This is a genomic window from Larkinella insperata, from assembly GCF_026248825.1.
GTDB lineage: Bacteria > Bacteroidota > Bacteroidia > Cytophagales > Spirosomataceae > Larkinella > Larkinella insperata.
Window position 1 is genome coordinate 6,077,004 of the sequence record NZ_CP110973.1, and the last position, 21,772, is coordinate 6,098,775.

The 21,772-nt window shown below is 52.5% G+C and carries 21 protein-coding genes; 9 read left to right on the forward strand and 12 right to left on the reverse strand.

Translation table 11 applies throughout. From position 1 onward, the window contains the following. Positions 1 to 142: 142 nt before the first annotated feature. The 4 genes from OQ371_RS24480 (at position 143) to OQ371_RS24495 (ending at position 3,926) form a co-directional block, all read left to right on the forward strand. Positions 143 to 415, forward strand: coding sequence for a hypothetical protein (locus OQ371_RS24480; RefSeq protein ID WP_265991065.1), 273 nt, complete (start codon positions 143 to 145; stop codon positions 413 to 415). 103 nt (positions 416 to 518) lie between these two features. After that, positions 519 to 1,304: a glycoside hydrolase family 25 protein gene (locus OQ371_RS24485; protein ID WP_265991067.1), complete on the forward strand. Its 786-nt coding sequence runs from the start codon at positions 519 to 521 to the stop codon at positions 1,302 to 1,304. Positions 1,305 to 1,315: 11 nt separating this feature from the next. Next, entirely contained in the window at positions 1,316 to 2,986 is a 1,671-nt protein-coding gene (gene pgi / locus OQ371_RS24490) for a glucose-6-phosphate isomerase (RefSeq protein WP_265991068.1), read from the forward strand. A gap of 337 nt (positions 2,987 to 3,323) precedes the next feature. Further along, on the forward strand, positions 3,324 to 3,926 hold the full coding sequence (locus OQ371_RS24495; RefSeq protein WP_265991070.1) for a hypothetical protein: 603 nt from the start codon (positions 3,324 to 3,326) through the stop codon (positions 3,924 to 3,926). Between the two features lie 60 nt (positions 3,927 to 3,986). Here OQ371_RS24495 and hisS read toward each other — a convergent pair whose 3' ends face one another. Further along, positions 3,987 to 5,366: a histidine--tRNA ligase gene (hisS, locus tag OQ371_RS24500; RefSeq protein ID WP_265991071.1), complete on the reverse strand. Its 1,380-nt coding sequence runs from the start codon at positions 5,364 to 5,366 to the stop codon at positions 3,987 to 3,989. Positions 5,367 to 5,466: 100 nt separating this feature from the next. Here hisS and OQ371_RS24505 point away from each other — a divergent pair, with 100 nt between their 5' ends. Beyond that, positions 5,467 to 5,634 (forward strand): hypothetical protein, encoded by a 168-nt coding sequence (locus tag OQ371_RS24505; protein WP_265991072.1) that lies wholly within the window; start codon positions 5,467 to 5,469, stop codon positions 5,632 to 5,634. A 60-nt stretch (positions 5,635 to 5,694) separates the two neighbouring features. Here OQ371_RS24505 and OQ371_RS24510 read toward each other — a convergent pair whose 3' ends face one another. Continuing rightward, a complete protein-coding gene (locus OQ371_RS24510; protein WP_265991074.1) occupies positions 5,695 to 5,985 on the reverse strand; it encodes a hypothetical protein in 291 nt (96 codons plus the stop codon). A gap of 184 nt (positions 5,986 to 6,169) precedes the next feature. On the opposite strand from OQ371_RS24510, the gene OQ371_RS24515 reads away from it, so the two are divergent. Beyond that, positions 6,170 to 6,934 (forward strand): methyltransferase domain-containing protein, encoded by a 765-nt coding sequence (locus OQ371_RS24515; protein WP_265991076.1) that lies wholly within the window; start codon positions 6,170 to 6,172, stop codon positions 6,932 to 6,934. A gap of 16 nt (positions 6,935 to 6,950) precedes the next feature. Here the strand turns inward: OQ371_RS24515 and OQ371_RS24520 are convergent, their stop codons facing one another. The 8 genes from OQ371_RS24520 to OQ371_RS24555 all read right to left on the reverse strand — a co-directional run bounded on the left by OQ371_RS24520 (position 6,951) and on the right by OQ371_RS24555 (position 17,675). Next, positions 6,951 to 7,934 carry an NAD-dependent epimerase/dehydratase family protein gene (locus OQ371_RS24520; protein ID WP_265991078.1) on the reverse strand — a complete coding sequence of 328 codons (984 nt, stop codon included), beginning with the start codon at positions 7,932 to 7,934 and terminating at the stop codon, positions 6,951 to 6,953. 107 nt (positions 7,935 to 8,041) lie between these two features. Then, complete coding sequence (locus tag OQ371_RS24525; RefSeq protein ID WP_265991079.1) at positions 8,042 to 9,055, reverse strand: glycosyltransferase family 2 protein; 1,014 nt, start codon at positions 9,053 to 9,055, stop codon at positions 8,042 to 8,044. A gap of 42 nt (positions 9,056 to 9,097) precedes the next feature. Further along, complete coding sequence (locus tag OQ371_RS24530) at positions 9,098 to 9,742, reverse strand: HAD family hydrolase (RefSeq protein WP_265991080.1); 645 nt, start codon at positions 9,740 to 9,742, stop codon at positions 9,098 to 9,100. 11 nt (positions 9,743 to 9,753) lie between these two features. Beyond that, positions 9,754 to 11,037, reverse strand: a complete 1,284-nt coding sequence (gene hemL, locus OQ371_RS24535; RefSeq protein WP_265991081.1) for a glutamate-1-semialdehyde 2,1-aminomutase — start codon at positions 11,035 to 11,037, stop codon at positions 9,754 to 9,756. A 99-nt stretch (positions 11,038 to 11,136) separates the two neighbouring features. Then, positions 11,137 to 12,858: an ABC transporter substrate-binding protein gene (locus OQ371_RS24540; RefSeq protein ID WP_265991083.1), complete on the reverse strand. Its 1,722-nt coding sequence runs from the start codon at positions 12,856 to 12,858 to the stop codon at positions 11,137 to 11,139. A gap of 89 nt (positions 12,859 to 12,947) precedes the next feature. Further along, complete coding sequence (gene yidC / locus OQ371_RS24545; protein ID WP_265991085.1) at positions 12,948 to 14,789, reverse strand: membrane protein insertase YidC; 1,842 nt, start codon at positions 14,787 to 14,789, stop codon at positions 12,948 to 12,950. Positions 14,790 to 14,903: 114 nt separating this feature from the next. Then, positions 14,904 to 16,568 (reverse strand): CTP synthase, encoded by a 1,665-nt coding sequence (pyrG, locus tag OQ371_RS24550; RefSeq protein ID WP_265991087.1) that lies wholly within the window; start codon positions 16,566 to 16,568, stop codon positions 14,904 to 14,906. Between the two features lie 126 nt (positions 16,569 to 16,694). Further along, positions 16,695 to 17,675, reverse strand: a complete 981-nt coding sequence (locus OQ371_RS24555; RefSeq protein ID WP_265991089.1) for a GlxA family transcriptional regulator — start codon at positions 17,673 to 17,675, stop codon at positions 16,695 to 16,697. A gap of 241 nt (positions 17,676 to 17,916) precedes the next feature. Here OQ371_RS24555 and OQ371_RS24560 point away from each other — a divergent pair, with 241 nt between their 5' ends. The 3 genes from OQ371_RS24560 (at position 17,917) to OQ371_RS24570 (ending at position 19,471) form a co-directional block, all read left to right on the forward strand. Further along, positions 17,917 to 18,516, forward strand: a complete 600-nt coding sequence (locus tag OQ371_RS24560; protein ID WP_265991090.1) for an RBBP9/YdeN family alpha/beta hydrolase — start codon at positions 17,917 to 17,919, stop codon at positions 18,514 to 18,516. Between the two features lie 143 nt (positions 18,517 to 18,659). Continuing rightward, positions 18,660 to 19,100 carry a VOC family protein gene (locus tag OQ371_RS24565; RefSeq protein WP_265991092.1) on the forward strand — a complete coding sequence of 147 codons (441 nt, stop codon included), beginning with the start codon at positions 18,660 to 18,662 and terminating at the stop codon, positions 19,098 to 19,100. Positions 19,101 to 19,249: 149 nt separating this feature from the next. Beyond that, on the forward strand, positions 19,250 to 19,471 hold the full coding sequence (locus tag OQ371_RS24570; protein WP_265991094.1) for a hypothetical protein: 222 nt from the start codon (positions 19,250 to 19,252) through the stop codon (positions 19,469 to 19,471). A gap of 138 nt (positions 19,472 to 19,609) precedes the next feature. On the opposite strand, the gene nspC is transcribed toward OQ371_RS24570, so the two are convergent. Together nspC and OQ371_RS24580 are read right to left on the reverse strand one after the other, a co-directional pair. Continuing rightward, positions 19,610 to 20,743 carry a carboxynorspermidine decarboxylase gene (gene nspC / locus OQ371_RS24575; RefSeq protein ID WP_265991095.1) on the reverse strand — a complete coding sequence of 378 codons (1,134 nt, stop codon included), beginning with the start codon at positions 20,741 to 20,743 and terminating at the stop codon, positions 19,610 to 19,612. Positions 20,744 to 20,858: 115 nt separating this feature from the next. Then, positions 20,859 to 21,680, reverse strand: coding sequence for an energy transducer TonB (locus tag OQ371_RS24580; protein WP_265991097.1), 822 nt, complete (start codon positions 21,678 to 21,680; stop codon positions 20,859 to 20,861). Between the last annotated feature and the right edge of the window lie 92 nt (positions 21,681 to 21,772).

Genomic DNA, 21,772 nt, shown 5'->3' on the forward strand with positions numbered 1-21,772 from the left:
CTGAACCTAAAACGGGTGCTGACTGGTTTCTGAGCCATCAGCACCCGTTTTTGTTTTACAGCCCACCGGAATTTGCCTCATTTTTTCGAACATTCTCTTTTTCTCCTGGTTTGGTTTGTGTAATCACTATTAAACAAACGTTATGAACGTCTTAGAACGCAATCCAACCAAAGGATCGGTGAAAAACCCGAATCCATCGCACAAAGAGGGACCTGTGGCTGAAGCTATCGAAGAGCAAACCGCCAAACTGCCATCTGATCTGTTTCTGTGGGCTTCCGTAGCATCGATGGGTGTTTCCCTGTTTTATAAGTTTCAACATGAAAATGACAAGGCTTTGTTCGTCGGCCAGTGGGCAGCACCCTTTTTGCTGTTAGGTCTCTACAACAAAATTGTGAAGCTGGAAGGCCACGATTAATCCGAAAAAGCCCTGAAGAAGAGAGGCAGAACGGAAAGGGGTAATGGTAACATTCCTTTGTCCATTCTTCCTCTCTTCTTTTTTCTCCTTATTTTTGCCCGGTATGAGCCAGATTGTTCTGTATTTATATCGGAAAAGAAAGTACCTCCGCTGGCCCTTTTTGGCGTTCTGTCTTCTGGTGGTCGGTCTCTGGTGGTACCGTTCCCTCGAAAAGGTCAATGAATTACAGTGGCAATATGTAAACGGCTACGGGATTCGGATGCCGCTGAAGTACACCATTCACGGCATTGACGTTTCACACCACAACAGCCGGATCAACTGGAAACGCGTCTGTCAGGCCCAGGCCAACGGCGTAAGCCTGCAATTTGTTTTTGTAAAGGCCACCGAAGGCGCCACGCTGGTTGACCGCCGGTTTAAACACAACTGGAAGGAAGCCCGGAAGGCCGGTTTGATGCGCGGTGCCTACCATTTTTACCATCCCAAGCGCGATCCCGCCAAACAAGCCCGGAATTTCATCAACACCGTCACGCTCAAACCCGGTGACTTCGCCCCCGTGCTGGACCTCGAACGCAACGACAAAGGCCGGGTGCCCGCCGATAAGTTGATTGCCGATATTCGCGTCTGGCTGCGCCTGGTGGAAGATCATTACGGGATGCGGCCCATTATTTATGTCAACCGGCATTTCTATTTGCTCTACATTGCCGGTAACTTTGACGATTACCCGCTCTGGCTTGCCGATTATTCCAGCGATACACCCCGCCAGTTTAAGGCGGACCGCTTGTATATTTGGCAGCATAACGAAAAAGGCTCTGTAGACGGAATCCGCGGAAAAGTCGACTTTAACGTATTCGTTTGCGAACCCGAACGATTGAAAGAAATTTGTCTTTGACCCCAAATCCAATGTTACCTACCCAATCTTTCCTCCAACTTCCTGCTTATCAGCAGTTGCAGAACCACTATCAGCAAATTAAAGACCGTCACCTGCGGGATTTGTTTGCCGAAAATCCAAAACGGTTTGACCATTTCTCACTGCGGTTTGAAGACATTCTGGTCGATTTCTCCAAAAACCGGATCGACAACGAAACCCTGACCCTGCTGCGCCGACTGGCCAGTGAAGCGGGCCTTTCCGAAGCCATTGAAAAAATGTTTTCCGGCGACCGCATCAACGCAACCGAAAACCGTTCCGTTCTGCACGTAGCCCTGCGAAACCGCTCCAACTCCCCCATCGAGGTAGACGGCAAGGATGTTATGCCGGAGGTAAACGTCGTGCTCGACAAAATGAAAAGCTTCGCCGACCGCCTTACTTCGGGCGAATGGAAAGGCTATACCGGGAAACCGATCACGCAGTTGGTCAACATTGGCATTGGCGGTTCGGATCTGGGTCCGGTTATGGTCACGACGGCGCTGAAGCCGTATGCCGTTCAGAAGGATGGGAAGCCGCAATTTGGAGTCCATTTTGTTTCGAACGTCGATGGTGTGCACATCTACGAAACACTCCAGGACCTCGATCCGGAAACGACGCTGTTCATGATCGCGTCGAAAACTTTCACGACGCAGGAAACCATGGCCAACGCCCACTCGGCCCGCGACTGGTTTCTCAAGCACGCCCAGGACGAATCGGCGGTGGCAAAACATTTTGTTGCCATTTCCACCAATAAGTCGGAGGTTGAAAAATTTGGCATCGACCCCGAAAACATGTTTGTCTTCTGGGATTGGGTCGGCGGACGGTATTCGCTCTGGTCGGCCATCGGTCTGTCGATAGCCTGTTACATCGGATTCGAAAATTTTGCGGAATTGCTGGAAGGTGGTCACGCGATGGATCAGCACTTCAAAAACACGCCCCTGGAGGAAAATATTCCGGCGACACTGGCCCTGGTCGGCATCTGGTACAATAATTTTTTCGGGGCCGAATCGCACGCGATTTTACCGTACGATCAATACATGAGCCGGTTTGCCGCTTATTTCCAGCAGGGCGATATGGAGAGCAACGGAAAGTCTGTCGACCGGAACGGCCAGCCAGCGGCTTACCAGACCGGCCCGGTAATCTGGGGCGAACCCGGCACGAACGGCCAGCACGCTTTTTACCAGCTCATTCACCAGGGCACCAAGCTGATTCCCTGCGACTTCATCGCACCGGCCATTAGCCACCGGCCGCTGGGAGAACACCATAACATGCTGCTTTCCAACTTCTTTGCCCAAACCGAAGCCCTGATGAACGGCAAATCCGGCGAAGAAGTCGTAAGCGAGTTGGAGAAGTCGGGAAAAACCAGGGAAGAAGTCGAACTGCTGATGCCGTTTAAGGTCTTCTCGGGAAATCGCCCCACGAACTCGATTCTCGTCAAGCAGATCACCCCCCGGACGCTCGGCAGTTTGATTGCGCTGTACGAACACAAGATTTTCACCCAGGGCGTTATCTGGAATATCTTTAGTTTTGACCAGTGGGGCGTTGAATTAGGTAAGCAACTGGCGAACCGCATCCTGCCAGAACTGACCGACAACCAACCGGTCTCTTCACACGACAGCTCAACGAATGGATTGATTAATTATTTTAAAGAATTACGTCGGTCGTAAACAATCCAAGAATTCCGTGGTTTAAGAGGTGTATGTGGTGACATACACCCGCTTCGGCGGTCTGATTTTTTTACAAAACTTCAACAACGTTATAATCATGAAACGCAACAGTACAATGCTTGCGCTTTGCCTTTTGGGAACGTGGAGCGCATTTGCTCAGACCATTTCGTCCGATACGACCAGAACGACGACAACAACTGTAACTACCAGCCAAACTGATACAACCTATCGCTCCAACTCGGCGAATTCGTCCAGCTCTACGATGGATAACACGTCGACCACCACACCAGCGAACAGTTCTTCGTATTCGACGACGCCCAGCAACAGCAGCTCATCCATGTCTAGCTCTGCCACCGACAACAGCAGCCGGGAAACGCGCACCAAACGCGAGAAAGCAGAGAAACCTTACAAAGCATTCACCGGCGGTTTTTACGTGGGTGCCAACACAACCCGCTACAAAGGTGAAGACATCGATGGCGACAACCCATCAGGCCGTCTGGGCTACCAGATTGGTGCCTTCGTGCGGGGTGGTGGCCGGTTGTACGGTCAGTTAGGGGTTGAGTATTTTGCGTCCAGCTCCAACTATTTCCGCCCCGGTGACGGTTCTTCGCTTTCGGATATTTCCGGACGAATCAACACCAAATGGCTGCAAATCCCGGTACTTGTGGGTGTGAAACTGGCGCAGTCTGAGCGCGGTATTTCCGCCGTACGTCTGGGTGTTGGTGCTGAATACGCCAACCGGTTGAGCGGTAGCAACACCATTGAAATTGACAACGACGAGATTAAAAGCGGAACCTTCCTGGGGCTGGTCAACCTGGGCTTTGATGTAGGTCCTGTGCTGATCGATCTGATGTACCACCACGGTTTCTCGGACGCTATCGGCGGATTCAATAATTCGCAACGTCGGTCACTGGGTGTAAACTTCGGCTTTAAGTTCTAAGTAGCGTGCTGTTTCCTAGTTGAACGGTGCCACGGCTCAAATTCGTGGCACCGTTTTTTATTATAGCAGCGTAGCCTCCTGCGCTATCTTTTCCACAATCTGGTCGGCCGTTAGCTTTTGCTGCTCCCCCGTTACCATATTCTTAAGCGTCAGTTGACCCGTCTGGATTTCTTCCGAACCGATCAGAACAACGTACGGAATCCGCTTGGCATTGGCGTAATCCAGTTGTTTCTTCACTTTCGCCGTATCCGGATACGCTTCCGCCGAAATATTACTGGCCCGCAGCTGACTCAGCAGAGGCAACCCAATCGAGCGCCCCTCTGCATCCAGGTGAACCACCAGTACTTGGGTTGACTGCAAGCCGGTTTCGGGAAACAACTTCAATTCTTCCATCACGTCGTAAATCCGATCGACGCCCAGCGAAATTCCTACGCCCGACAGGCCCGGCATTCCGAATGCCCCGGTTAGGTTATCGTAACGACCGCCCCCGCTGATGCTGCCGATCTGCACTCCGTTGGCTTTTACCTCGAAAATGGCACCGGTGTAGTAAGACAACCCCCGGGCCAGCGTTACGTCCAGTTGAATTCGGGCATCGGCCAATCCGTACTGCGCCACCAGCGCCCAGACTTCCTCCAATTCCGCAACGCCTTTCAAGCCCACTTCCGAGCCCGCCAGCCAGGTTTTCAATTGCGCAAAAGCCGCCTGAGTTTCGGTTGGAAACTGAAACATGGGTTCCAGCTTTTCAATGGATCCGTCCGAAAAACCGCGCTGCTTCAATTCTTCCACCACTTTTTCCTTCCCGATTTTGTCGAGCTTATCAATGGCAACAGCCAGCGGTCCCTCCTGCCCTTCGGCCCCAACCACCTCTGAAATACCAGTCAAAATCTTCCGGTTATTGATTTTTACCGTAAAATCCCGAATGCCGAGATTGCGCAGACTCTCGTGCAGCATCAGGACGATTTCCGCTTCGCACAGCAGCGAGTCCGTCCCTACTACATCGGCGTCGCACTGCACAAACTCCCGGTAACGACCCTTCTGAGGCCGGTCGGCCCGCCAGACCGGCTGAATCTGATACCGTTTAAACGGCATGGCCAGGGCGTGCCGGTTCATGACTACGTAGCGGGCGAAGGGCACCGTTAGATCGTAACGTAGTCCTTTTTCCGAAATTTTCAGCGTTAACTTCCGGGCATTTTCCTGCCAGTCGGCTCCGGTCAAACCGTTGGCAAAGTCGCCCGAATTAAGAATCTTAAACAGCAATTGATCCCCTTCCTCGCCGTATTTTCCCATCAGCACCGACAGGTTTTCGAGGGCGGGTGTTTCAATGGGTTGAAAGCCATAACGCCGGAATGTCTGCCGGATGGTTTCCAGCAGAAAAAGCCGTTTGCTCATTTGCTCCGGCCCAAAATCGCGGGTTCCGCGGGGTACACTCGGTTTTTGCATGGCGCAAAAATAGCAAGCCCGGCGGATAGATTATTGGTTTTGTGCAGCTTTTCCGCTAATTTTGCGGACCATTTGGAATCAACTTATTATTTATACAATCATGGGAGTTACAGAACTGAAACGGAAGGACAAAAAAAATAAAGCGCGGGCCAACAACAAAACGGCGAAAATCAAACAATTGCTACGCCGTCCTGACATCAAAAACGTTGATGTAGACGCGATCAAAGCCTCTTTTGCGGAGAAAAAAGGCCAGACAACGGAAGCGTAAGCTACCGGGTCGGCTGCTCAGTTTTTTTTGCAAACTGGTCACTGTCACTTGATTGCCTCGTTACGCTCGACGGACGGGGTTTTCTTTTTTTTGCCGCTCCCGTAGCATCTTTTTCAGGTACCGGCGAATTGTTCTGCGGTTTTCAATTCGCACCCGGAAAATAATAGCCTGCCCAAACAGCGCAATTCCAGCGTTGATGACGATGAGGCTATACGTTCCGAGCAGAAACCAGCGGTTGAATGGTTCGTTGGCGTGCATTAGGTTCGCAGCCTGGCTAAACACGCACAAGCCGTAGCCAATCAGCATGAGGCTGAAAGGAGCCAGCAAAAGCCATTTGGTGCGCGTACTCATTCGCTTAAGAAGTCGCCGACCGGGAGGTTTAGAAGAAGCGATGGCCATCGTGTTTATTTTCTACGTGGATCAAAGCTCTAATTTAACAGACGAAGTCGCATTTCTTTTATAATCTGTTAATAATTGCTTATTCGGACCCAATACGGCCACTGTCGGTTGACTGGGCTTCCGAGTTTGAGGGGGTATGAAACAGCTCATCAGCTTTATATTACGCAACGTACCGCGCCCGGCCTTACAGCGCGTCAGCCATTACGCCATGAAAGTGATGATGGTTTTCTACCGGGGAAACAACGTGGAATGCACGGTTTGCGGCAAACACTTCCGGGAGTTTATGCCGTTTGGCCGAACCAACCCGCGCCCGAATGCCCTGTGTCCGAACTGCCTGGCCCTGGAACGGCACCGGCTGATGAACCTCTACCTGGAGCGTAAAACCAATTTCTACCGGGATCCGCTGAAGGTGCTGCACGTGGCCCCGGAATACTGCTTTATCGACCGGTTCGATAAATTACCCAACCTGGATTACATCACCGCCGACATTGAGTCCCCCCTGGCGAAGGTGAAGATGGATATTCATCAGATTCCGTTTCCCGACAACACGTTCGATGTGGCGTTTTGCAACCACGTGATGGAGCACGTGGAGGACGACGTGAAAGCCAGCAGCGAGCTCCACCGCGTCCTGAAACCCGGCGGTTGGGCCATCATCCAGTCTCCGATTGATTACAACCTCCCCACCACCTTCGAGGACCCCACCGTTACCGACCCGAAGGAGCGGGAACGGCTTTTCTGGCAGAGCGACCACCTGCGGCTTTTTGGCCGGGACTACGCACAGCGGCTGGCCAAAGGCGGCTTTACCGTGATCGAGGATCGGTTCGTTTTTGATTTGCCCAGGGAAGAAGTCAAACGGTTTTCCCTGCCCGCTGGCGAGGTCATTTACCTCTGTAAAAAGTAATTGCTTACCCGCTTCCTTACTCCACCGGATACGGTCCTTCCGAAAAGGTGCCGGTATGGTACCCTTTTGAACCGATTTGTTTCGCTAACGGACTTTTCAGGTCATCGCCCACGGCAAGGCGGTTGATAACGGCTTTGAAATCGTGCCGGGGCTGCCAGCCCAATTCGGTTCTGGCCCGCTCGTTGACGTACACCCGGTCAATAGACGGCGGGAGTTGCCAGCCGCGACGCTGATACTCGGTCTGATACTTCGGCACCAACCGCGCAACTACCTGGGGCGCATCGGCCCGCAGTTCCGCCGTGTCGTTTGGCGAGAAAGGCGTTGTTGCGCTGATAATGTACGTTCCGAAGCCGATGGATCGCGCCCGTTCAGCCGCCAGCAGGTGGGCGCTTACGGCATCTTCGATGTCCACGCGCCGGAACAGATATTCATTGGCTTTTAGGTTATCGTCCGCGAACGTGTCCCGCACCCCCTTGTTGTCATCGTCTTCGGGGAAAAACCGGGAGGTTCGCAGGACCAGACAGGGCAGGCCGTAGTTCCGGTAAAAAAGCTGGCAGAGGTTTTCAGCGGCCGCCTTGGTCACTCCATAGATGTTCTTGGGAATGGGCGTTACGTCCTCCGTTATCCAGGCTGCGGGCACTCCGGGCGGGGGTACGAGCGCATCTCCAAAAACGCTGGTTGTACTGGTAAAGATAAATTGCTGCACCCCGGCCCCCAACGACTCCTGCAACAGATGGAGGGTACCAGTGATGTTGGTATCAATAAAGTCTTGATAAGTGTGGGTTGCCACGTGCGGTTTGTGCAGCGTTGCCGTGTGAAAAACCGTTTCTACGCCCACCAGACACTTCCTAACAAAATCGCGATCGGTGATTGACCCAACGTGCGTTGTACAGGAAGATGCCAGAACATCAAGCCCAATAACCTCGTAACCCTGATTTTTTAACGTACGAACCAGGGCTTCACCCAGGTGCCCGGTACTTCCAGTGACCAAGATTTTCATGCGATAACCGTATTAGATATGTCTTTAGTCCGTGCAGCCCGGGAGCCGGCTTTTACACGGTCCACGTTCTGCTCAACAAAGTGAACGTCTTGAAGAAAGGTGGTAAATCAAGATGGGTATTCCAGATTTGCCCCCGTCTCCTGATGACCTTTGGGTTCGCGCAGCCGTTTCCAGCCCTCCGTTAAAAATCCAATGCCGTACCCAATCAGTTGAACAAAAGCCGCTTCTACGCTCAGGAAGGCTACTTTCCAGCTTTTTTCTTTTCGGTACGCATCCAGCAAAATCAGCCCGGAGAACACCAGTAGGGCAGACACCGCCAGTCCGAACAGAACCGGATGAATCAGCCACCAGATGGGCACCGAAAAAACGAAAAGGGTAAAAAGGGCGGGAAACGTATGCACCAACCGGAGTTCTGAAGGGTAAAACCGGGCGATGTTGATGCGGGCCCGGCCAAAAAACCGGAGCTGTCGGTAAAACTGCCCGAGACTCGTCCGGCGCTTGTGATAGATAAAAGCGTCCGGCAGCAGACCGGTTTTGAAACCCGTTTCAATAATTCGAATGGCAAATTCGATGTCTTCCCCCATCCGACTGATTTTATACCCACCAATGGTCTCGTACACCTTCCGCGAAAAGCCCATATTGAAGCTGCGTGGGTGATACTTGCCGCCCAGATTTTTCTTGCTGCCCCGAATACCGCCCGTCGTAAACGGAGAAGTCATTGAATAACTGATGGCTTTCTGGATGGGCGTAAAGTTTGGATGGGCCGCATCCGGACCGCCGTAGGCATCGAGCCAGTCGGTTTGCAGGTGCCGCTCAACGGCTTCAAAATAATGCGGAGGTACCAGCGCGTCGGAATCAAAAATCACGAAATAATCGCTGGTGGCCCGCTCGAAGCCGTAGTTGCGGGTAAAGCCCTGCCCGCTGTTGGGCTTGAAATAATAGTGAATATTCAGCCGATTTTTAAACGACTCCACCACGCCGTCCGCCCGGTTTACCGAACCGTCTTCCACAACCACAATCTCGTCGGGCATACGGGTTTGCCGACAGAGCGAATCGAGCAGCTCGCGCAGCTCGTCCGGGCGGTTGTAAACGGGGATGATGACGGAAAATCGGAGAATCATTGCTGATTGAATTAAAAAAAGTACCGGGTTAAAGGTCAGAAGTTAACTAGCCAGTTTCGCTTCCAGCCAGCGCTGCAGGTCTGGCACGGAGAAGAGGAGGGCATCCGGCTCCATCGAGCGTAGCAAATCCGGCTCCGCCGTTGCGGCCCAAGCCGCCGAAACAATTGCCACTCCGGCTTCCCGGCAGGCCGTTATGTCGCTGGGTGCATCGCCCACGTAAACCACTTCATCGGGTTCCAGCCCCCATTCCGTCAGGATGCGCCGGATGTTCTTTGCCTTGTGGCCTTTCGTCAAATCCCCGTGACCAATTTGTTCGAAACAGTCCTTGATTCGGTAAAAATCCAGCGAAATTAAAGCGCTTTTTAGGGCCTTGCCGGTAACGAGCGCCAGCCGGACTCCCCGCTGCCGCAGCAACGCCAGCAGTTCTTCCACCCCTTCAAAAAGCGTCGGGACCTCCGAATGGTAGGAAGTGTAGTACTCATGATAAGCCGATAGCCCTTCGTCAAACCGGTCGGGAATCAGCGACTTGATGGTTCCCTCTTCCGAAGGCCCAAACGTAGCAATAATCTCTTCATCGCTGACGGTACGGCTCAAATGCGGCTCAATTGCCATTCGGAATGCCTTGATACACAACGGAAGGGTATCGGCCAGGGTGCCATCAAAATCAAATATTACGGCTTTTAACATGCCTTTACCGCTCAAATTACTTCTTTCAATGATTCTTCGTTGGCCCAGATGATCTGATCGACCAGTTCGTCGGTCAGGGCAACGGATAGAAACAGGCTTTCAAATTGCGAGGGCGCCAGGTACACACCGCGCTTGAGCATGGCCTGGAAATACCGTCCGAACAGGGCCAGATCGGCGGTTTTGGCATCAACGAAATTGGAAACGGGTCGCTCGGTCATGAACAGCGTGTACATGGAACCGATGTGGTTGATCGTAAAATTCAAGCCCAGTTTGAGCAGGCTGTTACGGAAACCTTCGGTGAGTTTGGCACCGGTTGCTTCCAGTTGCGTGTAAACCTCCGGATGCTCGTTCAGGTGGCGAAGCATGGCCAGACCGGCCGACATTGCAATGGGATTTCCCGACAAGGTTCCGGCCTGGTAAACCGGTCCGGCGGGCGAAACCATATCCATGATCTCCTGACGCCCTCCGTAGGCTCCCACCGGCATTCCTCCCCCGATAATTTTCCCCATCGTTGTCAGGTCAGGCCGGATGCCGAAACGCTCCTGAGCACCGCCTTTAGCCAGTCGAAAACCGGTCATTACTTCGTCAAAAATCAGGATAATACCGTGTTGGTCGCACAAATCCCGCAGGCCCTGCAGGAAGCCCGGATCGGGCAACACACAGCCCATGTTACCAACAACCGGCTCCAGAATGACAGCCGCAATCTGGTTGGCGTTGACTTCGATCAGTTTTTCGACGGCCCCCAGGTCGTTGTAGGGAGCGGTTAAGGTATCCAAAGCCGTTGCTCTGGTAACACCGGGACTGTCGGGCGTCCCCATCGTTACGGCCCCACTCCCCGCGGCAATCAGAAACGAGTCGCCGTGGCCGTGGTAACAACCTTCAAATTTGATCAGCTTATCGCGTCCGGTAAACCCGCGGGCTACCCGAATGGCCGCCATCGTGGCTTCCGTACCGGAGTTGACCATCCGCACTTTCTCGACCGATGGCACCATCTCGACGATCAGTTCAGCCATTTCGACTTCTTTGCGGGTGGGCGCACCAAACGAAAACGAATGCTGTATGGCCTCCCGAACGGCTTCCTCTACCGGCTCAAACGCATGGCCCAGAATCATCGGTCCCCACGAATTGATCAGTTCAATATACCGGTTACCGTCCTCGTCGAACAGGTACGGTCCATTCGCCGATTTAATAAATAGCGGATTGCCACCCACGGCCCGAAAGGCCCGGACCGGCGAATTTACCCCGCCAGGTATCAATGTTTTTGCTTTCTCGAAAAGTTGTTCGCTCTTTGTCATTTTTTTACTGAGTAAAAGAAGGTTACTGCGAACGGGTAAAACGCTTCGTGGCAGGTTTACAGCTGCCTTTCTCCCGGTCTCTCCGGCCTTCTTTTTCCATTAGTTAGCTAATACAAAACGGGTTCCGTCAAACTTGATGATAGGAACCACCTGATTTTCGTTGCTGGCCGTATAGTCGTAGCCCGACAGCAGATAACCGTCTTCCGGTTCGGCCCGGAGTTGCGACCGGTTGGTTAATTCACCCCGGGTACGGGCCAGCGCGCGGCCGAAAAACAGCAGCATGTCGTACCCCTGATAGGCGTAGGTCGATGGAATCAGGTTGCGTTGCTCCAGGTATTGCTCCTCAAATTCGGTCGCCTGTGGGCGTTGCTGGTCAACAAATTCGGGATACACCAGATACAGATCGCTTTTTGAAAACGTTGATAACGGTTCCTTCACAAAGTCGAAGGCCGAGGAGGTGGCAATCACCGGCACCGCAACCTTCCGCTGGGCCAATAACCGGAGCAGCTTCGGTCCCGCTTTATCGTCGCTGCTGACCAGAAAAATATGGCCCGGCTTGCTGGTCTCAGTTACCCGAATAACCTCCGGGTCCGGGCCGATTTTTCGAAAATCCATGACGGCAAATCCCAGCCGTTTCATCTCATTCTGGTACAGGGCAGCCAGCGTCGAATCTTTGCGGGTATTTCCAAAATAAATGGCTGCTTTCCGAACGGTGGACAGCGTTCGGGCAAAGGCCGCCGTTTTGAGTGCCTGCTGGTTCAGCGAAGGCGCAGCCAGGAAAGCCTGCGGCTGGTTGGCAACCAGTTCGCTGCTGGTGGAGATTGGGTTAACCAGCAAAATATTATTTTTATTGGCAAATTCGGTAGCAATGCGGTTTGGTTCGGCGTAGAGCGGACCAATTAGCAGATCATTCTGCACGAAAGCCGGATTGTTCACCAAAGCCGTCATTTTGGATGCGTCGTTGTCTACATCATAGGCAAACAGGTTGACCGTTATCCCTTCCGACTGCAGTTTGCTCTTGGCCAGCTTCATGCCGTTGTACAAATCGAGCGCGTACTGATTTGAACGACCCGTTGCTCCCGGATCAATTTCGTTGACCCGAAAAGGAAACAGCACTGCTACGTTGTAATAACCCTTATTCCGATTTTTTTCCGGCTTGGAAGTCGTGCTTGTGCTGGCCGTCGGCTCCGTCGTAACGGGTCGCGTGACGGGCGGTACCCCAAACCGGTTGGACAGGCGATCCGACAGTTCCAGATCAGCCGTAGCCGTCGATGTCCGCTGAATCAATCCGATCAGGGCCAGCGCCAGATTGCGATTGTCCGGAAACTCCTTCTGCATCTGCTTCAGGCGATTCAAATCGGTGATCCGGCTGTAATGCAGCGTTTCCAGCTTCCCAGCCTCCGTTTTTAACGCTGAATCACCAATACGGTTCAGGCTTTGCGCACCTTCCTCGTATTGCCCTCCTTCAAAATAAGCCGCCCCCATCAGGTAGTGGGCGTCGTCCATCATTTTCCAGTTGGGAAACCGGTCCATCAGCTGCCGCAGCATCATCCGGGCTTCTGAAAACTGTTTCAGGTTAAAATCAGCCAGTGCGTGGTAGTAATAGGCAAACGGTACAACACCACCGGAACGCAACTGGGTCAAAGGCGCCAGTTCTGCTTTCGCCTTTACATACTCCTTTTGTTGAATCAAACGCGCCCCTGACCGAAATCGGCGCTCGTTCGCATCGGTCTGCGCCAATGCCGCGTGCACAGTCGTCCACAAAAGAAGGCTCAAACTGAACGATCGTAAACGAGTCTGAGCGTGAGAAATCAGTTTCATCGGTTTGAATTGGGAAGCTGCACAAAACTAACAAAACCAACGCAGACGCGTTGGTTTTGGTTATTAATGATAATAAATTTCGGATAAACTTACTGCTTTTTCGTCCGCTTTTTAGCGTCTTCAGCCTGTTTTTTAGCTTCTTCGGCCTGCTGAAGTGAGCGTTGCAGCATCTCCTGAAACTTCGACTTCTTAACGTCGCCTTTGGCAAACTTCTTCCGGTTTTCTTCCAGCACGTCCTTGATCTTGTCTTCGTTTACAAACTTCCGAATCAGCAATTGCTGAGCGATCGTAACGACGTTAGACACGAAATAGTAAAACGTTAACCCGGCCGGGAACGAGTTCAGCACGAACATGAACATCAGCGGAAACACGTAGCCCATGGCCTTCATGTTTACCGGGCTGTTGGGCTGGGCGGGCGTCATCTGGTTGTTGTAATACGCGTACGCCAAACTCGAAGCCGTCATGAAGATTGTGAACAAACTCAGGTGCGAACCCAGGAACGGAATCGTGAACGGAAACTTGATGAACGAATCGTAGGTCGACAAGTCGTTGGACCAGAGAAACGTCTTCTGCCGCAGTTCGATCAGGTTCGGAAACAAGAAAAACAGCGACATCAGGATGGGCATCGTTGCCAGCACCGGTATACAACCGCTCAGCGGACTAACGCCCACCTGCTGGTACAGCTTCATGGTTTCCTGCTGCTGTTTGGCCATGTCGTCGCCCACTTTCTCCCGGATTGCGTTTACCTCCGGCGCCAGCACCCGCATTTTCGCCATGCTAACGTACGAGCGGTAGGTCAGCGGAGTCAGCAGCAATTTTACAAAAACCACCAGAACAATGATCAACACCCCGTAGTTGGAGATAAACTGCTCAAGGAGGTTAAACATCGGCACAAAAAAGTACTTGTTGACCGGCTTCAGAAAAGCGTACCCCAGGTAAACGTTGCGGTCAAATTCGGGCGCCACCTCATCAAGCAACTGGTAATCGTTCGGGCCGAAGTAAAACCGGTAATTTCCTTTTCCGCTTTTCACGTCGGCCATCGGAATCGTCACGTCGGCAATGGCGGTTTTTACCGTAACGGAATCGTTGGGATTCACCAGGGTTTTAAAGGTGGCATTTTTAAACGCACTGCTTTCGGAAATAAATCCGGCCAGAAAGTATTTATGCTTGATGGTGAACCACTTAACGGGTTCCTCCAGGGTAGCTTCATGGTCGCTGGCGCCTTCCGACAGGCCGTCAAAATTGTCGTCGGCCGACAGGTAATTGATGGTCGCCGACTTGCGGTTTTCGGCCATGTCGTTCTCGAACTGCCGCATTTTGTCCTGCCAGAAAAACCGGATGTCGTTGTTGGTCACCACATTGTCCAGGCCGTTCAATTTCAGATCATAATCAACCACGTAGCCTTCGGCCGGAATGGTATACGTCTGCTCGACGGATTGGTTGGGTGACAGCGCCAGTTTAAACGTGACGGTCTGGGCGTTCCCCTGAACCGCCGACTGCGCCGGTGTTGTGGTTTCAAAATACAGCTTTTCAACGTTGACCTTGCCGCGGTTGGTGGGCAACTCCAGGGCCATCTGGCTGCTCTGTTCGTTGATCAGGATCAGCGGTTTCTGGTCGTACGTCTTGTAGTTTTTCAGCAACACTTCCTTCACCCGTCCGCCCTGGGTGCTGAACGTCACCCGAATGTCGGAGTTTTCAACAACGATATCACGGCTTTGACCCGTTGCAGCCGCGGCAAAATCACCGTACAGGCGCCGGGAAGCAACCGAATCCAAGGGTTGCTCAGCTTTGGGGGCAGTTTGTTGAGAAGGAGCAGAAGTCGTTTTTTCCTGTTCGGGTTTCTGTTCCGGAGCGGGCTTAGGCATGAGCAGCTGGTAGCCCAGCAGCATCCCCAGAATCAGTACAATACCAATAATTTGATTACGATCCATTTTTTTTGTTTAATGCCTAAGGTTTGAGGTTTAACGTGGTCGTCGGACGCTTGAAACGTTAAACCTCAAACTTTAAACCAATTTTAGTCAGCAAAAGTACGGATAAGCCTATGCTTAACCAACATTTGCTGTCGTGTCGACCATGCGTTTTTCCTGCGAGTGCCCCAGCGACGCCCGCACGAACTGCACAAACAACGGATGCGGGTCCATTACCGTGCTCCGGAGTTCGGGGTGAAACTGTACACCAACAAACCACGGATGGTTTTTCAGCTCCACAATTTCGACCAGTCCGGTTTCCGGATTGATCCCCGTCGCTGCCATTCCGGCTTTATCAAACTGAGTGAGAAATTCGTTATTGAACTCGTACCGATGACGGTGACGCTCGTTGATTTGCGTCTTTCCGTAAATCTGATGCGCCAGTGAATCTTTCTTAATCTTACAGGGATACGCGCCCAGACGCATCGTGCCGCCTTTGTTGGTCACCTTTTTCTGGCTCTCCATCATGTCGATAACCCGGTGCGACGCATTTGGGTTCATCTCGGCCGAGTGGGATTCGGTCCAGCCCAACACGTTCCGCGCAAATTCAATACAGGCACACTGCATCCCCAGACAAATCCCGAAGAAAGGCACACCATTTTCACGGGCGTACCGGATGGCGTTGATCTTGCCTTCGATACCGCGTTCGCCAAAACCGGGGGCCACCAGAATACCGTCCAGATCGCGCAGCCGCTCGGCTACCTGGTCAAAATCGCCCAGCGTTTCCGATTGAATCCACTCAATGTTAACCTTGCATTCATTTTCGGCACCAGCGTGTATAAACGCTTCAGCAATGGATTTGTACGCATCGCGCAGCTCAACGTATTTTCCGATCAGCCCAATCGTAACGCTATCGGTTGGATTTTTCAGGTGGCCCAGAAATTCCTTCCAGCTGTCGAGATCGGCGTCCTGATCGTTGTAGAGGTCGAGCATGTACAGCACCCGCTGATCAAGTTTTTCTTTCTTCATCAACAGCGGTACGTCGTAGATCGTCTCGGCATCAATGGCTTCGATGACCGAATTAACCTGTACGTTGCAGAAGAGGGCAATTTTCCGACGGATGTCGTTGGGCAGCGGATGTTCGGTGCGGCAGACGATGATGTCGGGCTGAACTCCGTTTTCGAGCAGCATCCGAACCGAGTGCTGGGTTGGTTTGGTTTTGAGCTCGCCCGCCGACGCCAGGTACGGCACCAGGGTCAGGTGCACCACCAGCGTGTCGTGCTCGCCCAGCTCAAATTTCAACTGCCGGACAGCCTCCACAAACGGCAGCGATTCGATGTCGCCCACGCAACCACCAATTTCGGTAATAACGATGTCGTATTCGCCGGTTTCACCCAGCAGCCGGATGTTGCGCTTGATTTCGTCGGTAATGTGGGGGACCACCTGCACCGTCCGCCCGAGGAAGTCGCCCTTGCGTTCGCGGGTGATGACGTTGTTATAAATCCGTCCCGTGGTAACGTTGTTGGCCTGCGACGTACGAATGTTCAGGAACCGTTCGTAGTGGCCCAGGTCGAGGTCGGTTTCTGCGCCGTCGTCTGTGACGTAGCACTCACCGTGCTCGTAAGGATTGAGCGTTCCAGGATCAATATTTATATATGGATCAAATTTTTGAATCGTGACCGACAGGCCGCGAGACTGAAGCAATTTTGCCAGCGAAGAAGCGATAATGCCCTTGCCTAATGATGAAGTTACACCGCCCGTAACGAATATGTACTTAGCGGTTTTCTGACCGGATGAAGCCATGTCTGAAAACGAATTGGGATTGTTACGGGATATAAAGGTACGGAAACTTCCGGAGAAAAGGCGGGTCTGGGTCGATAAAAAGTTAATAAATTCCAATAAACGGCTGACGATCAGCAGAGCGCCCCCCTAAGCAACAGCCGCCATCTTGTTGTATTTGTTGCGGTATTCGATGGGCGACAGGCCGGTAATTTTTTTGAAGATCGTGCGGAACGCCTTCGTGTCGGAATACCCCACGTCGTACATGATTTCGTTGACGTTCTTCCGGCTGATCTCCAGGTTTTTCTTGGCCGCTTCGATCTTCACGCGCTGGATGTATTCGGCAACGGTATTGGAGGTAGCTTTCTTAAAACGGCGTTCCAGGTTCCGGCGGCCCAGGGCGTGCATCTCCGCCAGCTGATCGATGGTAATCTTGTCCTGAAAGTTGTTTTCGATAAATTCCTGCGCCTTTCTGACCGGCTCGTCCTCGTGTTCTTTCTGCCCCTGGAAAATTGTAAACGGCGACTGGGTATCCCGGTCAATTTCAATGGCAAACACCTTGGCCGACAGCACGGCGATGTCGCGACCGGCGTATTTTTCGATGAGGTACAGAATCAGGTTGAGGTACGAGAACGCCCCCCCGCTGGAATAAATACCAAGTTCGTCGGTGATAATTTTCTCCGTCACCAGGTTGACGTCCGGAAACCACTGGCGGAAGTCGTTGGCCGCCATCCAGTGCGTTGCGCAGCTCCGCCCGCTGAGCAGCCCGGTCGACGCCAGCAGAAAGGCGCCCAGGCACAGGCTGGCCACTTCCGCTCCATTTTTGTAGTGCTGGGTAATCCAGGGAATAAAGTCCCGGTTCTTTTCAACGGCCAGCCGCAGATCGCCATCGAGGGCCGGAATGATGATTAAATCGGTTTTCGTTACTTCGTCGATCAGAACGTCGGTATGGACCGTAAATAAACCGCCACTAAGCGGAGTTTCGTTGGAAAGCCCCACCAGTTGGACCTGAAACATGGGAGGTGCGCCTTTGGCGGCCGCAAACTGATTTACCTGCGTAAACAGCTGGCGGGTTCCTTCCAGGCTACCTAAAATAGCCCCCTTCGGGACTAAAATCGATATATGCTTCATAGCTCAAATGTAACGAAACCGAATGTCGTAATCAACCCCGCGGATTGCCGCGTTTGCCCCTCCCCGCTCTTGCCTGAATACCGTAAATTTGCATCGTTGCTTGAGCGTCAACCGGATAAGAAGTCTGAACGGCAGGAAGGTCCGCCGGTGAAAATTCCGGAATTGATTGAACGGTTGACTTCTCACCGAAAAGCGGGCTAAACGACGCAGCCTTCTGGTTATTTTTCTTAAACGCCACGTCATGAAAAAGCAGGTTCTGTTCATTCACTGCGCGGGTCCGCAGGGACCGCATACCGGCAGCGACAACCTGGTGTCCGACTTGCGACAGAGGCTGGGAGCGCAGTATCGGGTCCGGTATCCCCAGATGCCCAATCCGGACGCCCCTCACTATACGCCCTGGAAAAAACGGTTGGAAGCAGAACTTGCCGCGACCGACGGCACCGTCGTTTTGGTAGGTCATTCGCTGGGCGGTTCGGTGATTCTGAAGTACCTGGCCGAAGAAAATCCCGCTAACCCGATTGCGGGCGTATGCGTTGTTGCGGCACCTTACTGGGGAAAAAAAGGGTGGAAAAGCCGGGATTTTACCCTGCCCAAAAACCTGTCGACCTTATCGCTCATTCCGCAGATCATTTTTTTTCACAGCCACGACGATGAGGTAGTTCCTTTTTTTCATGCAATTCGCTACGCCGAGCTCCTTCCGGACGTCAGGGTTTGTGCGCTCGAGCATCTGGGCCACCTGTTCACGGAAGGGTGCGCAGAACTAGCCCATGAAATTAGGCGGTTATCGGAAAAACCCCGGCGCCGGAAGCGGTTTAAAACACCCCTTTCGCAGGGCGCTTAAGCGCCCGGGCTTCCGAAAAGAATGAATTTGGTAAATGTCGTACGTCTCCCGGCTACTTGCCGCATTTTTACCTGACCGAACGCTAAAATCTATGGACTTTTATCGCCCGAAATTCTTCAAGTTTACCTTAAACAATCAATACAATGGCACGATTCAATCCCTACCTCAATTTTAACGGAAACACGGAGGAGGCTTTCAACTTTTACAAATCTGTATTCGGTGGCGAGTTTGTCATGGTGCAGCGGTTTAAAGAGATGCAGCAGACACCAGGAATGGGCCAGGTGTCCGAAGAAGACGCCAATAAGATTCTGCACATTGCCCTGCCCCTTAGCAAAAATACCATTTTGATGGGAACCGACGCGCTGGAATCAATGGGGCAGCGGCTGGTGGTGGGCAACAATTTCTATCTCTCCGTCAGCACCGACACCAAGGAGCAGGCTGACCAGTTTTTCAAGGCGCTCTCCGACGGTGGGCTCGTCGAAATGCCAATGGATATTACCTTCTGGGGCGCTTATTACGGTTCCCTGACCGATAAGTTCGGAATTCAATGGCAGATCAGTTATGACAAAAATTATAGCGAGTAATTGGATTAAGCCGCGGCATTCAGAGCAGTAACGACAAATTACAGAATGAATTACCTTCCCGAATGACTAGCGTTTAATCCACGTTTACACGGGCTCTCTCGCTAGCTATTTTCTTGTTTTGCATCCAAAGAACCTGACCTATAAAATCCATGATAGAAGTTTTTAAAACCGATGTCAAAGACACGCGCCACGCCAAGCAATTGATCTGGCAAATCCAGCAGTCTTTTGCGGACTACAGCGTTAATTTCGACCTGGAAGATTGCGATAAAATCTTACGGATTAGAAGCGAAACTGGTTTGGTACAGGCTTCCGATGTCATTACTATTCTGCATAATTCCGGTTTCAAAGCCGAGGTATTACCCGACGACTGACGGGTGCTAATTCCAGTCCGGTTTGCCTAAATGATTAAGGGAGGTTGGAGTCGTCTTTCGTTCGACTCCAACCTCCCTTAATCATTTAGGCCGCTCACTTTTTACGGCGTTTGTTCATTCCCAAAGACGGGTTGTCGATTAGCTCAACCGGTCTTTAAAGCTTTCGTAACCGTAGGTCTTTACCAGCCGGAACGTGTTGTCTTCCTGCCAGATGCCGATGGCGGGCAGATTGACCCCGTTGAAGGTCGTGGTTTTCACCATCGTGTAGTGAATCATGTCGTCAAAAATCACCCGGTCACCAACCTTCAGGGGGTCATCGAAACTGTAATCACCCATGAAGTCGCCCGCCAGACAGGTCATGCCGCCGAGCCGGTAGGTTGGTTTCCCCGCCACCGGTTCGTGGTACGAATTCAGGATACGGGGTTTGTAGGGCATTTCGAGCGTGTCGGGCATGTGGGCCGCAAAGGACGTATCCAGAATGGCCACCTCAATTCCCTGGCTGTTCACCAGGTCCAGCACGGTGGAAACCAGAACGCCCGTCTGCCAGGCGATGGCCGAACCAGGTTCCAGAATCACCTGCACATCGTATTTTGTCCGAAAAGCCGTCAGCAACTGCACCAGGTGGTCGGTGTTGTATCCTTCCCGCGTCATGAGGTGCCCCCCGCCCATGTTCACCCATTTGGCCTGGTGCAGCAAATCGCCAAAGCGGCTTTCCAGGGCTTCGAGCGTGCGCTCGAGCGTGAACGAATCGTTTTCGCAGAGGGTATGAAAATGAATACCTTCAATACCGTCGGGCAACGCATCCCCAATCAGGTCCCGGGTGATGCCCAGCCGGGATCCCGGAACGCAGGGATTGTACATGTCCGTGCCCACTTCCGAGTACTGCGGATTGACGCGAATCCCGCAGGAAACATCCGCATTTTTCGCGCGGTCTTTGAACCGTTCCCACTGGCTGAGCGAGTTGAAGGTAATGTGGCCGCTGCGCTCCAGAATTTCGTTGAACTCGTCGTCGCGGATGGCCGGAATGTACGTGTGCGCCTTTACGCCCATGTAATCGTTTACCAGCTTGATTTCGTTCAGTGAACTGGCGGTGGCTCCGGACAGATACTGCCTGACCAGCGGAAAGGCGCTATACATCGAAAACCCTTTGAGGGCCAGAATAATTTGAATACCCGCCCGTTGCTGAACGGAATTGATCAGCTCCAGATTGGCGCGCAATTTAGCTTCCTCCAGGACGAAACAGGGCGAGGGAATATGGCTATAGTCGATCATCAGATTATGCAAACTTGGTTTCCAAACCGCAAAACTAGCGAAAACCGTCGTTTGCTAACCATAAAAAATCCCCGCTGGTTCCAAACCAGCGGGGCAGCTAAACCCATTCCATTCGCTATTCGAGGGCAAATACCACCGGCAGCGTAAATTTGACCCGTACCGGACGCCCCCCCTGCTTACCCGGTTGCCAGGGCGGCATTTTCTTCACCACCCGCATGGCTTCTTCATCACAGCCAAAGCCAATTCCTTTCACCACCGACACGTCGACAATGCTCCCGTCGGTGTTGACCACAAATTGCAGGTAAACCCGGCCGGAAACGTTGGTTCGGGCGGCTGCGGGCGGATAATTCAGGTTCTTCTGCAAGAAACTGGCCATGGCCTTGTTCCCCCCGGGAAACTGCGGGTACTGCTCAACGGTAATGAACACTTCATCCGGCTTACGTTCCACCTCAAGTGCCTGCTCGACGGGAGCGGGGCCAGTCGTTTCTGCCGGAGCCTCGATGGCGTCCAGCGCGTTGGGGTCGCCTTCTACGGTTTTGTCACTCGACACTTTGTCTTTCAGATCGTCGACCGTCGGCACCGTCACCTCATCGGGTGCTTCCGTAACCACTTCGGGCGGGAGGTTGCGAATCGTAGGGACTTGCGGAGCCACTTGTTTCGGCGGAGGTACCACAACGGGCGGTTCTTCCTGCGGCAGCGTTTTAAGATCCATCAACGTTATTGGCTCCATGTACTCCACCGGCGCCTGCTCGGGCTTCAGCCGGTTGTAGAGCGTTGGCGTTATCAAAGCGGCCAGAAACAGGGCTACGCCCAGCCAGAGCGCCCGGTTGGTGATGCGGTGGTAAGACCGTCTCAGGTCGTAAGCGCCATACAATTTGTTGCGGTTTTCAAACACAATGTCGTCAAGCGACGCGACTTGGAGCTGTTCGGATGTCATAGGGGCTAAGATTTATGATTACGTCAAATATATATAAATAAATTATATATAAAACATATAGCTAATTTATTTTAGTGTTTAACCTTTATCTT

Bases quoted from the DNA above. Each gene is read 5' to 3' on its own strand.
- OQ371_RS24480 (WP_265991065.1), top strand. From the start codon at position 143: ATGAACGTCTTAGAACGCAATCCAACCAAAGGATCGGTGAAAAACCCG.
- OQ371_RS24485 (WP_265991067.1), top strand. From the start codon at position 519: ATGAGCCAGATTGTTCTGTATTTATATCGGAAAAGAAAGTACCTCCGC.
- pgi (WP_265991068.1), top strand. From the start codon at position 1,316: ATGTTACCTACCCAATCTTTCCTCCAACTTCCTGCTTATCAGCAGTTG.
- OQ371_RS24495 (WP_265991070.1), top strand. From the start codon at position 3,324: ATGTCTAGCTCTGCCACCGACAACAGCAGCCGGGAAACGCGCACCAAA.
- hisS (WP_265991071.1), bottom strand. From the start codon at position 5,366: ATGCAAAAACCGAGTGTACCCCGCGGAACCCGCGATTTTGGGCCGGAG.
- OQ371_RS24505 (WP_265991072.1), top strand. From the start codon at position 5,467: ATGGGAGTTACAGAACTGAAACGGAAGGACAAAAAAAATAAAGCGCGG.
- OQ371_RS24510 (WP_265991074.1), bottom strand. From the start codon at position 5,985: ATGAGTACGCGCACCAAATGGCTTTTGCTGGCTCCTTTCAGCCTCATG.
- OQ371_RS24515 (WP_265991076.1), top strand. From the start codon at position 6,170: ATGAAACAGCTCATCAGCTTTATATTACGCAACGTACCGCGCCCGGCC.
- OQ371_RS24520 (WP_265991078.1), bottom strand. From the start codon at position 7,934: ATGAAAATCTTGGTCACTGGAAGTACCGGGCACCTGGGTGAAGCCCTG.
- OQ371_RS24525 (WP_265991079.1), bottom strand. From the start codon at position 9,055: ATGATTCTCCGATTTTCCGTCATCATCCCCGTTTACAACCGCCCGGAC.
- OQ371_RS24530 (WP_265991080.1), bottom strand. From the start codon at position 9,742: ATGTTAAAAGCCGTAATATTTGATTTTGATGGCACCCTGGCCGATACC.
- hemL (WP_265991081.1), bottom strand. From the start codon at position 11,037: ATGACAAAGAGCGAACAACTTTTCGAGAAAGCAAAAACATTGATACCT.
- OQ371_RS24540 (WP_265991083.1), bottom strand. From the start codon at position 12,858: ATGAAACTGATTTCTCACGCTCAGACTCGTTTACGATCGTTCAGTTTG.
- yidC (WP_265991085.1), bottom strand. From the start codon at position 14,789: ATGGATCGTAATCAAATTATTGGTATTGTACTGATTCTGGGGATGCTG.
- pyrG (WP_265991087.1), bottom strand. From the start codon at position 16,568: ATGGCTTCATCCGGTCAGAAAACCGCTAAGTACATATTCGTTACGGGC.
- OQ371_RS24555 (WP_265991089.1), bottom strand. From the start codon at position 17,675: ATGAAGCATATATCGATTTTAGTCCCGAAGGGGGCTATTTTAGGTAGC.
- OQ371_RS24560 (WP_265991090.1), top strand. From the start codon at position 17,917: ATGAAAAAGCAGGTTCTGTTCATTCACTGCGCGGGTCCGCAGGGACCG.
- OQ371_RS24565 (WP_265991092.1), top strand. From the start codon at position 18,660: ATGGCACGATTCAATCCCTACCTCAATTTTAACGGAAACACGGAGGAG.
- OQ371_RS24570 (WP_265991094.1), top strand. From the start codon at position 19,250: ATGATAGAAGTTTTTAAAACCGATGTCAAAGACACGCGCCACGCCAAG.
- nspC (WP_265991095.1), bottom strand. From the start codon at position 20,743: ATGATCGACTATAGCCATATTCCCTCGCCCTGTTTCGTCCTGGAGGAA.
- OQ371_RS24580 (WP_265991097.1), bottom strand. From the start codon at position 21,680: ATGACATCCGAACAGCTCCAAGTCGCGTCGCTTGACGACATTGTGTTT.